We start from the raw sequence: 13,226 nt of genomic DNA on the forward strand, positions 1-13,226 counted from the left end.
AGCGTGGATGAATATTCGCGGTATGTTTCTTGAAGGCTGCGAAAAAGCAACAGCTCCTAAGGCCTTGGAATGCAGGTCGACGCAACGCTTGGCTTGGGACCCCGAGGCTTTGGAAAAATGGATAGACGAATTAAGTTAGATAGGCGCGTAATAAAGGGCAAGAATGCGGAAAGGGTATTTTTATATAGCAAATCAAACCCGTAGCGGAAAGCGTATGGGGTTGGTTTTTATTCTTAATGTCGGCAATGGAAAACTGCTTAAGTTGTCTACCTTAAAATACATCTGCAAAAATAATAGCATCCTTGTTGTTTTTACGCCTGTATCAAGCAATGAAGCTGGTATCCTTAAAAAGCGCTTAAAGAAGACGAACCTTGTCCATAAAACCTTTGATACTCAAATCTGTAGGCTGCTCGGAGAGATTATATCTGGGCTGCTGAAGCCGGATATAGGCATGGACCTTGTTATCAGGGAGCTGACAGAGAAGCAAAATAAGGATTATAAGGATTTTGAATACAAATGCTACGATAAGGTCTATATACCCGGCACCATTCCCATGAGGCGGAGCAACGAAATCGAAGTGAATAACCACAAGATAAAGCTTGGCGACTCGGTGTTTAAGTTATTCTTGCGCCTTGCGCTTGAATTAAAAAAGAAAAAGGGTGGCTGGGTTAGCAGGCATACTTTAGAGTCAGAAGGTATTATCACTGATGTTGATAAGTTTCAGATTTACAGCAACCTCAGAACCAGTCTGCAGGGAAGTTTATTGGATAAAGAGGGTCAGAAGTTCATAGAGAACAACGGCTCAAAACAATATCGCATTTCACTCCACCCCGATTTTATAACCTGCCATCGAGAAAAGCTCCTTAAGCATCACGAAAGCACCATACAAGAGCTTGCCAGAAAATTAACTCCCCTATAAACTACAGCTGAGAAGATTAAAATAAGTGTTGACAATGTTCGCTAACACTGCTAACATCTATTCATGCAAATAGGGGAGAAAATAAAACAGGAACGAGTAAAGAAGAAAATATCACTTAGGGAGTTTTCACGTAACTTAGGGATTTCAGCCGCCTATCTCGTTGATATTGAAAAAGGGAGAAGGGCGCCCAATTATGAGTTACTGCAAAAAATTTCAGATTTACTTGATATTCCTGTATCAACACTTAATAAGTATAATTTAGAGATGCCAAAACACATACGCGATTGGATTGAGAAGCACCCTTTTTTTTCGAGGCTCTTTAAGTTTGCTTTAAAGCAGCCGGATCCCTTCAAGACAATTGAAGACCTTGAGACTGCATTGCCCGTTGTTAGCCAGCAAGTTAGATTCGCGGCAATTTATGAATCCGAACTGCAAGCAATAGGGTTGGAGAGTTCTTCATGGGAAACCGAAACAGGCGGAGATCTGTTTGGGGTCTGGCAGGATATCCCGATTATCTATTTAGCGACTAGGGCCGGTCAGAAAGCCATCAGAAATAATACTCATTTTAGATTAGACGTTGAGTATTTGATTAAAATCAGCTCAGAATTAAGCAATGAATGGGGCTTACGTTATTTTGGCGATTGGCATTCACATCATAAACTAGGATTACATTCTCCAAGTACTGGCGACCGCGAGAGGGTTAAACGGCTGGCAGAGAAGAATAATTTCAGAGAGATGATAGAATTTGTAACGACTTTTTCAAATGAATCAAGAAAAAACAGGGTTATCCAGATTCACCCCTTTATTTACAGCAATTTTCCTGCCACAAATCCTTCTGAGTTATCTTTAATCGTTCTAAAAGGATTAAGCCCTGTCAGGGAAGCTCTGATGGCCAGGAAAAGAATGCCAGAACAGCAGTTGGATTCATATTCGATATTCCAGATAGAAAAAATAATGGTTCCAAAAGAACAACTTGGCCGCGTATCCGGAAATGAAGGGAATCCACAAAAAATAATCTCCGATAAAGTATTGCTAAATGCAGGAATAGAATTTAGGCGTATTTCCTCGAAAGATATTGAAATACACCAGACCGAGTTTGGCTATATTCTTGTTGTTCCTGTCAGAGACGAACAACACATCGCATTCGCAGTAGACAGTAATTGGCCCCATAAGGTATTGCAGGTTGATTGGATTGATAGGAAAACAGGTAAATCTACTGAGCTAGATATCAAAGACAATGAATTATCCTTAGCTAATCTGGATAAGATTATCCAGTGCTATAAATTAATTAAAGAGAATAAGGCATGACTTTATTAGAAAGGCTGAATTTAGAAAATCAAATATTAAATCGAGATGGAATGTCTCAATTTTTAGTAAGGTATTATCAGCCGGGAAATTTTTATTATATCTGTGGAGACTATAATTCAAGTGGTGGAAGGAGCTATACGATTTGGTGCAGAATACCGGATTATTATCCAACCGCCTGCCCCAAGGTTTATGTCCATAAGCCTAATCCCTTGATCGGCTATGGGGGTGTTTCGATAAATAGTTATAAAGTATCTCATAGTATGCATACTTTGGAAAATGACAGTACCGGCGAAGTCCAGATTTGCCATTGGAGACAAAGTAGATGGGATAGCAGCATTACCTTGAATAAGGTAATGCTAAAAGCAATGTTATGGTTTGAAGCTTTTGAGCAACATCTGGCAACAGGCCAGCCTATAGACAATTTTGTATCTACAATGAAGGAAGCGTAGGGGTGAAAGATGGATTCACAAAAAGAGCAAATACGAGAAGCGATGCAGTCGATTGCAGCACGCCGACAAGGCCACAATAAGTTAGTCTATGATAGGACAAAGAAAACGATAGTGGCTGTTTCAACAACAGATTATACAACAACGGGATTAAATATTTCGGCGGAAGAAGCCGATATGTTTTATTTAAGATGATTACCATACCTTCGGAATATATAAATAATAACTGGAAGAAGCTCCTTGATACTAAAATCTTACCAATCACTTTATCAGAGTGGGATGACGGGGATGCTTATTCATTGAGTTCAATGGGAGCGTGTCCGAGCCAAAAAGAAGTTTACGGAGCAATAGTTATCGGCGAATGTGATACCAAGGAGTATCAGATTGTGGTTCAGTTAATAAAAGTTTCTGCTGAGCAGCCTTTTGATTACGTATCACCGACAGGCGAAAAATTTAAAGCGGTTTCTTATTCTAATGCGGACAAAACAAAAGATGAAAAAATAGTTACGCATATAGTTAATGTTGGCTATGAAATTTCGTCAAGACATCACGGCTTAATCGAAACAGGCCTGCTAAAGGATAGTTCTGTTTTAATACTCGGATTGGGGACGGGAGGGATTCAAATTGCTATTAATCTCGCAAAGTGTGGCGTTGGAAATTTCCATCTTATTGATCCTGACAGGCTTGAGATTGGGAATATATGCCGGCACCAGGCTGGTATATCCCACATTGGCAGACAAAAAGTTCTTGTAGCTAGAGATTTGTTGTTGGAAAAGAACCCGGATATTAAAGCTTACCCATATCCAATAAAAGCGGATGAAACTACCAAAGATAAAATACAAGAAATAATCAAAGGCGTGGATTTAATTATATGTGCTACAGATAATCGGGAAAGCAAGCTGTTGATTAACGCTATTAATATAGATTTCAAGAAGCCTATGCTTTTCTCGGGAGCTTTCCGCAGGGCGTATGGAGGGCAGGTGCTAAGAGTGTATCCCGGGGAGACTGCCTGTTACCATTGTTTTTTATTAGGCATGCCTGATGTTGAGACAGACCAAGAGATTTCATCAGTTGCCAACGCTAATGAGATCGCATATTCTGATATGCCTGTGCCAATTGAACCCGGGTTGGCTATAGATGTTGAGCCTATTGCTACAATGACTTCAAAATTGGCCTTACAGGAGTTGATAAAAGGCAAAGATTCTACGTTGCATGTCCTGGACAAAGATTTTTCAGCAAATTGGTATTTTTGGCTTAATCGGCCAGAACCCAATACAAAATATTCAGCATTTCCTCCTTTAAGTGACAGTATTGATGAAATGACAATATTGCGCTGGTACGGTGTATTTTTTGATAAAGACGAAGCCTGTCCAACTTGTGGCAATTTTGAGAAGACGTTACGAGAACAATATAGCCTTGAACCAAATGAAAATGCTCAACCGGAAAGTTCTTCACTGCCACCGGATATTAAGCTATAAGGAGTTTCGACAATGGAGATGAATTCGTACTTTGACGGTCTATTAGCGAGTATTGAGCCAGATCCCAATAATGTTAAATTGGCAAAAAAATCTCATGAAGAAATAAGGGATTTCTTGGCGAAGGATGATGAGATTTCAAAGGCCAACCCAGAAACATTTCTTTCCGGCTCATATGCAAGGGAGACGGCGGTCAATGATATTAAAGATGTTGATGTAATTTTAATTATTGACTTGGATCGCAGCATTACAGAACCGGAGGTTACTTTAGCTTGGGTGGAGGCTTCACTGCAAAAAGATTATTCAAAGGTGAAAAGACAAGGAAGGTCGGTGAATGTCATTAACGATAAAGGGTTTAGTTTGGATGTTGTTCCTGCAACTCCAATCTCAAATCGTTCTGGTCCGTTATGGATCCCAGACAGAGAAGCTAAAGCGTGGGTGGCAACTCATCCAAAGGCGCAAATCACATTTTCTAGTGAAAGAAATAAAGCTACTGAGGGATGTTATGTTCCTTTGATTAAAATTATTAAATATTGGCGGGATAGATTGTCAAGTGAAAGTGCTAGGCCAAACTCCTATATAATTGAGAGCTTGCTTGCTCAATGCCTGATATCGGAGCCTTCTTCATATGGGGATGCTGTTAAGAATATTTTTAGTCATATTTATTTTACCTATCAGAGTTATTTGACGGCGGAAAGTGTCCCGAATATTAGCGATCCTGGATATTCCAGTGTTAATGTCGCAAAGCGGTGGGAATTTGAAGAGTTTTCAGCTTTTATGGCAGAAGTAAAAAATGGTTATTCTACGGCTAAAGAAGCTTTGGAATCTAAAGATGAGGCAGAGTCTATTAAATTATGGAAAAAACTTTTTGGAACTAAATTCTCTTTACCTATCTGAAAAAGTAAAGGAACCCAATAAATGAAGAAAAAAAATCATATTGATATCAGAAAGATTTTTCTTGGTCTTCAGGATCAAATGCACGCAAAACTTTCCTTAAATCGCCGCATTATCTGCCACCCGACAACAAAGGGGGATGCTTCTGAGCTTGAATGGGTTGACATGCTCTCTACTTATTTACCAAGAAGATATCAGGTTGATAAGGCATTTGTTATAGACTGCAAGGGAAATGTCAGCGAGCAAATTGACATAGTTATATTTGATAGGCATTATTCTCCTTTTCTGCTTAGACAGAACGGAGCTACTTATGTTCCTGCAGAAAGTGTTTATGCCATAATTGAAGTTAAGCCTGTTTTGACTAATGCAAATATCCAGTATGCCTCAAAAAAGGCCTCTTCTGTAAGAAGACTGGAAAGAACAACTGCTAAAATAGTTCATGCCGGAGGGGAGATTGCTAAGCCCAAAAAGCCCTTTGAAATTTTGGCTGGAATTTTAACAATAGAAGGGAAATGCACTGCCCAAACGGCAAAACAACTATGGAATCTTAAAAAAGACGGATTTCTTAATTTTGGGTGTTCGCTTAATAAAGAATCGTTTTGGTTTAAAAAAGATTCAGGCGGTAACCCGATCTTAGAAAATAGCAGGCAGAATGAAGGGTTGATATTCTTTTTCCTAAATCTTTTGTCAGAATTGCAACAGCTTGGTACTGTTTCCGCGATGGATATACAATGTTATATTGAAAAATTTAAAAAGAATTAATCATCCTGGTGGTATAGACCAAATGGCCTCTATAAAACAATTGTCTAAGGAGAAGAAAAGGGGTAAAATAAGGAACTAAAGAGAAAGTATTATGCCAATAACGCTTGAACAAACAAAACTGGATGTAATAAATAAAAGTAGATCTAATATCTTCAATTGGAGAGGACAGTTTACTCCCCAATTCGTAGAATATATTTTGCATAAATTCTCAACTAAGGGCGATGTTGTCCTTGATCCTTTCTGTGGTAGTGGTACGGTGTTACAAGAATCTGCTATGGCTGGGCTTTCATCAATCGGGCTAGAAATTAGCCCCGCTGCTCATGCAATGGCCAAATTTTATAGTTTTTGTAACTTAAATAGAGATCAGCGGCAAGCAATATTTGATTCTTTAATTGCAAAACTTAACAAGGCCGTAAAGCCTTATGATAATTTACCGCTGTTAAATGCAGATAGACTTTTATTCAGAGACCGGTATCGAAATTTACTCGGATTTGGTAGGCAGCTATTAGAACAAATTAAAGATAAACAAGAAAAATTATTAGCTCTTTTAGTCTTATTCTACGCAGAAGATTCTCCTAAAGAAGATTTGCCTTCAGCTATCTATAGGGCGCAGAATAATCTAAGGGGTCACCTGCTTTCTTTGCCTTATACCGAAGTAAGTATTCAGGCGGAGCTTTGCGATGCCCGCTTATCCCACCAGTGTTTGAAATCGAAAGCCAACCTTATTATTACCAGCCCGCCTTATATTAATGTTTTTAATTATCATCAGAACTATCGGGCAATCATCGAACTTTTGGGTTTTGATATCCTGAAGGTTGCTGAGAGCGAAATGGGATCAAATCGTAAGAATCGAGCCAATCGTTTTAAGACTGTATTGCAGTATTGCTTGGACATGGAATTAGCTCTTCAGAGCTTTGCAAATTGCCTAAATCATGAAGGGCACCTTATCATGGTAATAGGCAGGGAATCCAGAGTTCGAGGTATCCCGTTTTATAATTCATTAATCGTTAAAGAAATAATTCTATCTCTTAAATGTTTTAAATTAACCGGAGTGAGTCAAAGAGGATTTATAAATAGGTTCGGTGAAAGAATATATGAGGATATTCTTGTTGCCGAACGAAATCATGCTATACCTCAACTGGGTAGCGTTAGAGACATCGCCATAGAGCATTTGAAAAAAGGACTAATGCAATCAGAGAAGGATATCAAAAGCGATATTCTCGGAGCTTTGGCGGAAGCAAAATCAGTTATCCCGTCGCCATTTTTTAGCAGAAAGGAAATCATATAATAATAGAGACGCCACATAAAGACAAACTGGAAGCAGCCATAACCAACCCTAAATGCGGCAAAGAAGATCAGCGTCTTCTAAGAGATGCGCTTAAAAGCTATGAGGCATGGATTAAGAAAATGAATGCTCTTACATCAACCGGAAGAGAAAGGGTTGATGAAATGACGAAGGCGTTGAATGAATATAAAGATTTTTTAGAAGTAGAGCTGATTGGCAAGAATGGCTCAGATTTTATCAAGAGGCAAAAAGGGCAATTAAAACTCGACAATTCGGTGATAGAGGAATTTTTAATTCATTTGATCGACAAAAGGATTTTAGGCGGCTTACCAGATTTTAAGTTAGAGGTTGGTCCTCAAACAGCATTCATGTCGTTGGCGTTTACCCCAACAAGTCTCGCTGATCTTGGGGCTAAGCCCCCCGTTATCTTGAAAGAAAAGGATGCTGATTTTGCATTGGGCAAAACGATTTATTTTAAATTCTCTTCTGATTCTGGCTTTAAAGCATCAATGACCAGTGAGGGAAAACTTGTATTAGCTGTTTTAGCTGCGGAATGCAAAATAAATCTCGATAAGACGATGTTTCAGGAAGCGGCAGGTACTGCGTCTCGTTTAAAACAGGGGTGCCCGATGTCTCGATACTACCTACTGGTTGAATACTTGGATATGGAGCCGGAAGACTGCAGATTAACAGCCATTGATAATGTCTTTTTGCTAAGACATGCCAAAAGATTGCCGTTTGAGAAGCGCACCATCTATAAAGAGATTAAGAAGCAACACGATGAAAACCCGATTGATAGTAATGTCATTTGGAAGTTTACTCAGGAGATCCAGAACTTTGTAAGCGCTATTTGGTATGATCCCGCAAAAGTATTGCAGCAAGGGTCTTTTATCTAAGCAAAGGCGTAAATACAACCTATCGATTTGGAACATAAGCAGTAAGGATAGAATAGGCTCATGAATGGCTCAATTGGCTCACCAAGACTTCCGCTATAGAGCTTTAGTATCAGACATTTCGGACATAGAATGCGCCATAAACGCGCCAAATACGCTCCTGGTTGGCGATTGTGGCGATTAGGGCTAAAGATAATAATTGGGCGAAAGGGGCATTAAAGGGGAACCAAAGGGGCGAAGAAAACTAAGTCGTTGGTAATACGTTTGATTTCTAAGAGGCACAAATGAATTTTATTTGGCAAATAACACTATCAGATATTTTTATGATCGCCCTTACTCTGGCCTATGTTGTTACTACAATATGCATATTAAAATCGTCAACAAGGCAATTTGCTGAAACAATGCGTCCCAAAATATACGTTGATTTTAGATTCAAAGATGGAATGATGTACGTGGTAGTTAAAAATATGGGAGAGCGAGCCGCACACAATATTAACATTGAGTTTTCCCCAGATATTAAATACCGCATAGGAAGCGAAGATCGAAGTCTTAACACCACACCTCTTATAAATAACCTTTCTTTTTTAGGACCTAAAAATGATATAGATAGCTTTATCGGAGCGGCTTGGGAAGTGTTGCCTAAACAGCAAGATTCGTTGAAAGCTATTATTAAATATGAGTCAGAATATGGGAAAAAGAAATACAAAGAGGAACACCTTTTTTCATTAGAGGCATATAGCAAAAGAGTTTATTCTCCAGCAAAAGATATTGGGGACATTGTCGAAGGATTAAATAAAGTAGAGAAAGCAATAAAACAAGGCAAGAATGGTTAGGTTTTTGGCAATAATAGGTGTTTAATCATATCCCGGCGTTCTTGCAGGGTTTTAAGTCGGGAAATATTTAAGAGCCTTCTGCCGGTAAAGATTCGTAGCGTCTCCTGATCATCGCATGACTTCATATTTTCGATGAAATCAGCGGGTAACCGGTTGACTATTTTTAACAAGTGTGCTAATTTGGACTCTGACATATTGAGTTCTCTACAGGTTTTTGCCCAGGTTATTCTGGTTTGGCCGCTGTTGATGAAGGTCTTAATCTTTAGGGCTTCTACTATGGTATTTGGGTAGACCCGGGGCCTTCTGATGGGTACCGGAGGCAAAGGATCTACTAAACTGAGCAAAGTTCGCTTGCTTCGCCGGATATCCATCTTCACAACCAATTGAACTACTTGGAGTTCTGCGGTGCGGCGGGCGACAACGCTGGGCAGCCAACCTTGACGCTCAGGCGAACTACCTGATGAACTGGAGCCATAGAGCTCGGGGTAGTTTATTACTAGGTATGCAGTTTTTAAAGGAAAATTTGGTGGTAGCTTAGGAGGTCGAAAATGAGCGACTCGGGGAAAATACAAAATTCTGAAAAACAACATGGTATAGGTTGGAAAATCTATTTTGTTCTTTTAGTTGCTTACCTAATATTTTCATGTTTTTTTGAGAAGTCTGTAGGAATGGCAGCGGTAGCAGTTTTTAAAGTGATACTAACAGTGATAGTTTTATATTCTTGGATTTGGGCGAAACGTATTAACTGGTTATCAAAAATCCGTTGGCTTGTAAAGATATGGTCAATACAATTCTTTATCGCACCCATTGCTTTAATAATTTATGGATATTTTGCTTTTACAAATCAAAATAAGGAACTTATTGAAGAATCCATTGGATGGATTATTTCAATTATTTTATATTATCCCGCCCTCTATGCAGTGTATCGCCTTGCATGGAAATCGTCGCTATTGACATCAGGCAGTAATACGAAGGGGGCTTAAGATGCGGCCAAGAATTTATCCAGAATATTATATTAATACAAAGGATGGTATTAGAACCCAAGTAGATAAATCTCATTTTTTTGCAGAACTAAAAAAATGTTTCCCGAATCCAAAAGAAATATTAAATAAATTAGAAAATGAAGATACGGGAGTAAGCGCAAAAGATAAATACTTTTTTGTAGTAAAGAAGTAGATGTGACTATGAGGTTAAAAAGAAATAAAAGGACATATGCCATTTAATCCAAAATACACAATTACCGACAAAATCTTAAATAACCTTACGGCTATAACTTCGGCACGCGAGGTTATTGAGCAGGCTCATTTGGTGCCAAAATGGGAGGCGAAATTAAGGCGCGATGCTTTAGTGCGCAATACTCATTCTTCTACTGCTATTGAGGGCAACAAATTAACGCTTGAACAAGTTAAAGCTTTGGCTGAGGGCAAAGACGTTATTGCCACGAATAAGGACAAGATAGAAGCTTTGAATTATATTGAAGCATTAGAAAGGATTCCCAGTCTTGCCGAAAAAGAAAAATTCAAAGTCGCAGATTTATTAAATATTCATAGAATCATAACCAAAAATGTAATGCAAAACACCGCAGATTCAGGTGTCCTTAGGAACCGGCAGGTCTTTGTCGGCAAAAGAATTTTTGATGGCACAACTTTCAAGGAAGTCATAGAATATATGCCGCCAAAAACTGAAGAAGTGCCGCAGCTTGTTCAAGAATTTACAGAGTGGCTCAATCTTGATAAATCCTGGGGGCTTAATCCTGTACTTTTGGCAGGCATTGTTCATTATGAGATAGCAAGAATTCACCCCTTTATCGATGGCAATGGAAGAACGGCGAGATTAGTAGCAACGCTAATTTTATATTTGAGCGGCCTTGATCATAGGAGAATTTTTGCTCTGGATGATTATTATGACAGGGATAGACAGGCTTATTACGCCGCCTTAAAGACAGCTCAAACCAGTAATGGAGATATTACCAAGTGGCTTGAGTATTTTACCGATGGCATACTTTATTCGGTTAATGAAGCTAAGGATGCCGTTTTAAAAGTTGGCTCCAAAAGGAAGAACGGCCAGGCGCAAATTGCTCTTACGCCGAAACAGATGAAGATAGTAGAATATATTAATATTAATGGTAAGGTAACTAATAGGGAACTACAGGGGATATTCAAAATCTCTGCTCAAGCTGTTCATAAGGAATTAGTGAAGCTCGTAGAACTTAAGGTGATTAAGTCAGTAGGCGAAGGCAGGGCTTTGCATTACATTTTGGTTTAGGACAAAGCGGTTGTCAATTGGTTGATGATTAGGTTGATGATTAGATTGATGATTTTAAGCCGGGCGGTCGCCCAAATAGATAAAACCCCGTTTAAAACGGCGGACAGTTATTTTCACAAGTAAGTGAAGCACTTGAGGTTGCCTGTCCCGAGCGGAGCCGAGGGATGAAGTTCGTCTGGCGTCCAGTTCGGGCAGCCAAATGTTCTGAAGGCAGAACACCTTATAGGTGGGCTTGCCTTTTATTTTCTTGTCATATTTTAACATATTCTATCGAATCCTGACAGGATACGAACCAAGAGAAAATTCAATCCCTCCGATAGAGACTCTGAAAAATATACAGTAATCAGCCTTTAGCATAATTCTCATTGACAATGAGAATTATATATGGTATATTCTCATTACAAATGATATAGATGAGCATATGTCAAAGTCGCTTTTTAGTGAGACCGCGGTTAGGGAGGCAGGAATGCAGAAATCCTTATTAAAAGAAATAATCCTAGAGCAGGAGCAAGGCCGTAAGGCTCTTGATATAGGTATTCCAAGGGCTGCGTTAGAAACAGTTTCCAAGCACATAACCTTGCCTCACGCTGTGGTTATTTCAGGAATCCGGCGCTGCGGTAAATCCACTCTGCTTAATCAAATAGTCGATAATTTCTACAAAAAAGGCATTTATTATTTCAATTTTGAGGATGAACGCCTTGTAGATTTCGGAGTAGATGACTTTAATAATCTTTATGAGGCATTCTTAGAGATCTATGGGAAAAGAAAAGTTTTCTTCTTCGATGAGATACAGAATGTTCCTAAATGGGAAGTCTTTGTGCGCCGGATGCAGGATAAGGGTTGCAAGTTCTTTATCACCGGCTCGAATGCCTCACTCTTAAGCAAAGAACTGGGCACGAAGTTGACCGGTAGAAGCATAAGTATAGAACTGTATCCATTTTCTTTTACGGAATTTCTTTTGTTTAAAGGAGTTAACCTCCCTAAAAATGGCCTTTCTTACACAGCTGAAAGGGCGAACATAAAGAAACACTTTGCAGAATACTTAAAGCACGGAGGCATGCCCGAATACTTAAAATATAAGGATCCGGCGTTATTAAAAAGAGTGTATGAGGATATTCTCTACCGGGATATTGTGGCAAGGTACGATATCAAGCAGGTTAAGGCTTTACGTGAACTAGGTCTCTATCTCTTAAGCAACATAGGTGGGACATTTGCCTATAATAACCTGAAGCGAATATTGGGACTAGGGAGCATGAATACCGTAAGAAGTTATGCCGATTTTCTAGAAAACAGCTTTTTGATATTTTTAATAAGTAAATTTTCCTATTCCTTAAAGCAGCAGTTTTTGGCGCTTAAGAAGATCTACTGCATAGATAACGGCTTGGCGGAGTCCGTAGCATTTCAGTTCTCAAAGAACAAAGGCAAATTCTTGGAAAACCTGGTATTCCTTGAGCTCAAACGGAAATGCCCGGAGATTTATTATTATAAAACCTCAAATAATCTGGAAGTCGATTTCTTAATAAAGACCGGCAGGAAGGATTTAAGGCTTATTCAAGTAACGGATAACTTAGATAATGAAAAGACAAGACAAAGGGAGTTTAATTCTCTTATCAAGGCCATGGATGAGCTAAAGCTAAAATCTGCGCTTATCCTGACTGAAGATACGGATGAGGAAATAAAGTTAAAAAGAAAGATTATTATAGTGAAGTCAATTTATAGGTGGCTCATGGAGGGATTATCGTGAGATCTGCTAAAGACAAGAAATTAATCAAAAACTTCCTGAAGAAATATCCTTTCCTGAAGAAAATGTGGCAGGAAAGAGAGGAGGTTTATGGTATAGCCTATGAAAAAGAACTCGGGATAGAAAAGAAATACAATAAAATCGCCAAAAAAGCAGGCCTTAAAAGCGTTAACTTTGCTTACAGCGATTATTGCTTTGGTATAGACGTTAATGACATTAGGTCCTACGGTCAATGCCTAAAGAAAGGCCGTATACTTTTGCATGAGCCTGATTTAATGGATGAAATTGGCCGTTAGTTTAGATATCGGGCATTTATCGGGTTTTAAGTAGCAAATTTTCACGTCTTAGCTGGACAATGGAGTTTCGCTTGGCTTTAGCGGGCAGGTAGCATACAACCTTGAAGGT

General features: G+C 39.0%; 16 protein-coding genes. 15 read left to right on the forward strand and 1 reads right to left on the reverse strand.

The window, feature by feature from the left end; all coding sequences use genetic code 11:
* Positions 1 to 163 precede the first annotated feature (163 nt).
* From PHV44_01920 to PHV44_01965, 10 genes are all read left to right on the forward strand, one after another.
* Positions 164 to 919 carry a hypothetical protein gene (locus tag PHV44_01920; GenBank protein MDD5592043.1) on the forward strand — a complete coding sequence of 252 codons (756 nt, stop codon included), beginning with the start codon at positions 164 to 166 and terminating at the stop codon, positions 917 to 919.
* Between the two features lie 63 nt (positions 920 to 982).
* On the forward strand, positions 983 to 2,227 hold the full coding sequence (locus PHV44_01925) for a helix-turn-helix transcriptional regulator (GenBank protein ID MDD5592044.1): 1,245 nt from the start codon (positions 983 to 985) through the stop codon (positions 2,225 to 2,227).
* Complete coding sequence (locus tag PHV44_01930; protein MDD5592045.1) at positions 2,224 to 2,676, forward strand: hypothetical protein; 453 nt, start codon at positions 2,224 to 2,226, stop codon at positions 2,674 to 2,676. The genes PHV44_01925 and PHV44_01930 overlap by 4 nt, the downstream gene beginning before the upstream one ends.
* Before the next feature lie 9 nt (positions 2,677 to 2,685).
* Positions 2,686 to 2,868 (forward strand): hypothetical protein, encoded by a 183-nt coding sequence (locus PHV44_01935; protein ID MDD5592046.1) that lies wholly within the window; start codon positions 2,686 to 2,688, stop codon positions 2,866 to 2,868.
* On the forward strand, positions 2,865 to 4,151 hold the full coding sequence (locus tag PHV44_01940; protein ID MDD5592047.1) for a ThiF family adenylyltransferase: 1,287 nt from the start codon (positions 2,865 to 2,867) through the stop codon (positions 4,149 to 4,151). Before PHV44_01935 ends, PHV44_01940 begins: the two co-directional genes overlap by 4 nt.
* A 12-nt stretch (positions 4,152 to 4,163) precedes the next feature.
* Positions 4,164 to 5,045, forward strand: coding sequence for a hypothetical protein (locus PHV44_01945; protein ID MDD5592048.1), 882 nt, complete (start codon positions 4,164 to 4,166; stop codon positions 5,043 to 5,045).
* Positions 5,046 to 5,066: 21 nt separating this feature from the next.
* Positions 5,067 to 5,804 carry a hypothetical protein gene (locus PHV44_01950; GenBank protein MDD5592049.1) on the forward strand — a complete coding sequence of 246 codons (738 nt, stop codon included), beginning with the start codon at positions 5,067 to 5,069 and terminating at the stop codon, positions 5,802 to 5,804.
* 91 nt (positions 5,805 to 5,895) lie between these two features.
* A complete protein-coding gene (locus PHV44_01955) occupies positions 5,896 to 7,092 on the forward strand; it encodes a DNA methyltransferase (protein ID MDD5592050.1) in 1,197 nt (398 codons plus the stop codon).
* A gap of 119 nt (positions 7,093 to 7,211) precedes the next feature.
* Positions 7,212 to 7,985: a Bpu10I family restriction endonuclease gene (locus PHV44_01960; protein ID MDD5592051.1), complete on the forward strand. Its 774-nt coding sequence runs from the start codon at positions 7,212 to 7,214 to the stop codon at positions 7,983 to 7,985.
* Between the two features lie 281 nt (positions 7,986 to 8,266).
* Positions 8,267 to 8,815: a hypothetical protein gene (locus PHV44_01965; GenBank protein ID MDD5592052.1), complete on the forward strand. Its 549-nt coding sequence runs from the start codon at positions 8,267 to 8,269 to the stop codon at positions 8,813 to 8,815.
* Here the strand turns inward: PHV44_01965 and PHV44_01970 are convergent.
* A complete protein-coding gene (locus PHV44_01970; GenBank protein ID MDD5592053.1) occupies positions 8,812 to 9,186 on the reverse strand; it encodes a hypothetical protein in 375 nt (124 codons plus the stop codon). The genes PHV44_01965 and PHV44_01970 overlap by 4 nt on opposite strands.
* Positions 9,187 to 9,363: 177 nt before the next feature.
* Here PHV44_01970 and PHV44_01975 point away from each other — a divergent pair, with 177 nt between their 5' ends.
* The 5 genes from PHV44_01975 to PHV44_01995 all read left to right on the forward strand — a co-directional run bounded on the left by PHV44_01975 (position 9,364) and on the right by PHV44_01995 (position 13,117).
* Positions 9,364 to 9,798, forward strand: a complete 435-nt coding sequence (locus tag PHV44_01975; protein ID MDD5592054.1) for a hypothetical protein — start codon at positions 9,364 to 9,366, stop codon at positions 9,796 to 9,798.
* Between the two features lies 1 nt (position 9,799).
* The gene (locus tag PHV44_01980) at positions 9,800 to 9,991 is read left to right on the forward strand and encodes a hypothetical protein (protein MDD5592055.1); all 192 of its coding nucleotides are present in this window, start codon (positions 9,800 to 9,802) and stop codon (positions 9,989 to 9,991) included.
* A 36-nt stretch (positions 9,992 to 10,027) separates the two neighbouring features.
* Entirely contained in the window at positions 10,028 to 11,080 is a 1,053-nt protein-coding gene (locus PHV44_01985) for a Fic family protein (protein ID MDD5592056.1), read from the forward strand.
* Between the two features lie 466 nt (positions 11,081 to 11,546).
* Positions 11,547 to 12,824 (forward strand): ATP-binding protein, encoded by a 1,278-nt coding sequence (locus PHV44_01990; protein MDD5592057.1) that lies wholly within the window; start codon positions 11,547 to 11,549, stop codon positions 12,822 to 12,824.
* Positions 12,821 to 13,117 carry a hypothetical protein gene (locus PHV44_01995; GenBank protein MDD5592058.1) on the forward strand — a complete coding sequence of 99 codons (297 nt, stop codon included), beginning with the start codon at positions 12,821 to 12,823 and terminating at the stop codon, positions 13,115 to 13,117. Before PHV44_01990 ends, PHV44_01995 begins: the two co-directional genes overlap by 4 nt.
* Positions 13,118 to 13,226 lie beyond the last annotated feature (109 nt).

The sequence above is a fragment of the Candidatus Omnitrophota bacterium genome (genome assembly GCA_028717245.1).
Classification (GTDB): Bacteria; Omnitrophota; Gorgyraeia; order Gygaellales; family Profunditerraquicolaceae; genus JAGUYA01.

Coding starts and splice junctions, on each gene's coding strand:
- PHV44_01990 (MDD5592057.1), top strand. CDS start 11,547: ATGCAGAAATCCTTATTAAAAGAAATAATCCTAGAGCAGGAGCAAGGC.
- PHV44_01955 (MDD5592050.1), top strand. CDS start 5,896: ATGCCAATAACGCTTGAACAAACAAAACTGGATGTAATAAATAAAAGT.
- PHV44_01985 (MDD5592056.1), top strand. CDS start 10,028: ATGCCATTTAATCCAAAATACACAATTACCGACAAAATCTTAAATAAC.
- PHV44_01930 (MDD5592045.1), top strand. CDS start 2,224: ATGACTTTATTAGAAAGGCTGAATTTAGAAAATCAAATATTAAATCGA.
- PHV44_01920 (MDD5592043.1), top strand. CDS start 164: ATGCGGAAAGGGTATTTTTATATAGCAAATCAAACCCGTAGCGGAAAG.
- PHV44_01945 (MDD5592048.1), top strand. CDS start 4,164: ATGGAGATGAATTCGTACTTTGACGGTCTATTAGCGAGTATTGAGCCA.
- PHV44_01950 (MDD5592049.1), top strand. CDS start 5,067: ATGAAGAAAAAAAATCATATTGATATCAGAAAGATTTTTCTTGGTCTT.
- PHV44_01980 (MDD5592055.1), top strand. CDS start 9,800: ATGCGGCCAAGAATTTATCCAGAATATTATATTAATACAAAGGATGGT.
- PHV44_01940 (MDD5592047.1), top strand. CDS start 2,865: ATGATTACCATACCTTCGGAATATATAAATAATAACTGGAAGAAGCTC.
- PHV44_01970 (MDD5592053.1), bottom strand. CDS start 9,186: ATGGATATCCGGCGAAGCAAGCGAACTTTGCTCAGTTTAGTAGATCCT.
- PHV44_01965 (MDD5592052.1), top strand. CDS start 8,267: ATGAATTTTATTTGGCAAATAACACTATCAGATATTTTTATGATCGCC.
- PHV44_01960 (MDD5592051.1), top strand. CDS start 7,212: ATGAATGCTCTTACATCAACCGGAAGAGAAAGGGTTGATGAAATGACG.
- PHV44_01925 (MDD5592044.1), top strand. CDS start 983: ATGCAAATAGGGGAGAAAATAAAACAGGAACGAGTAAAGAAGAAAATA.
- PHV44_01975 (MDD5592054.1), top strand. CDS start 9,364: ATGAGCGACTCGGGGAAAATACAAAATTCTGAAAAACAACATGGTATA.
- PHV44_01935 (MDD5592046.1), top strand. CDS start 2,686: ATGGATTCACAAAAAGAGCAAATACGAGAAGCGATGCAGTCGATTGCA.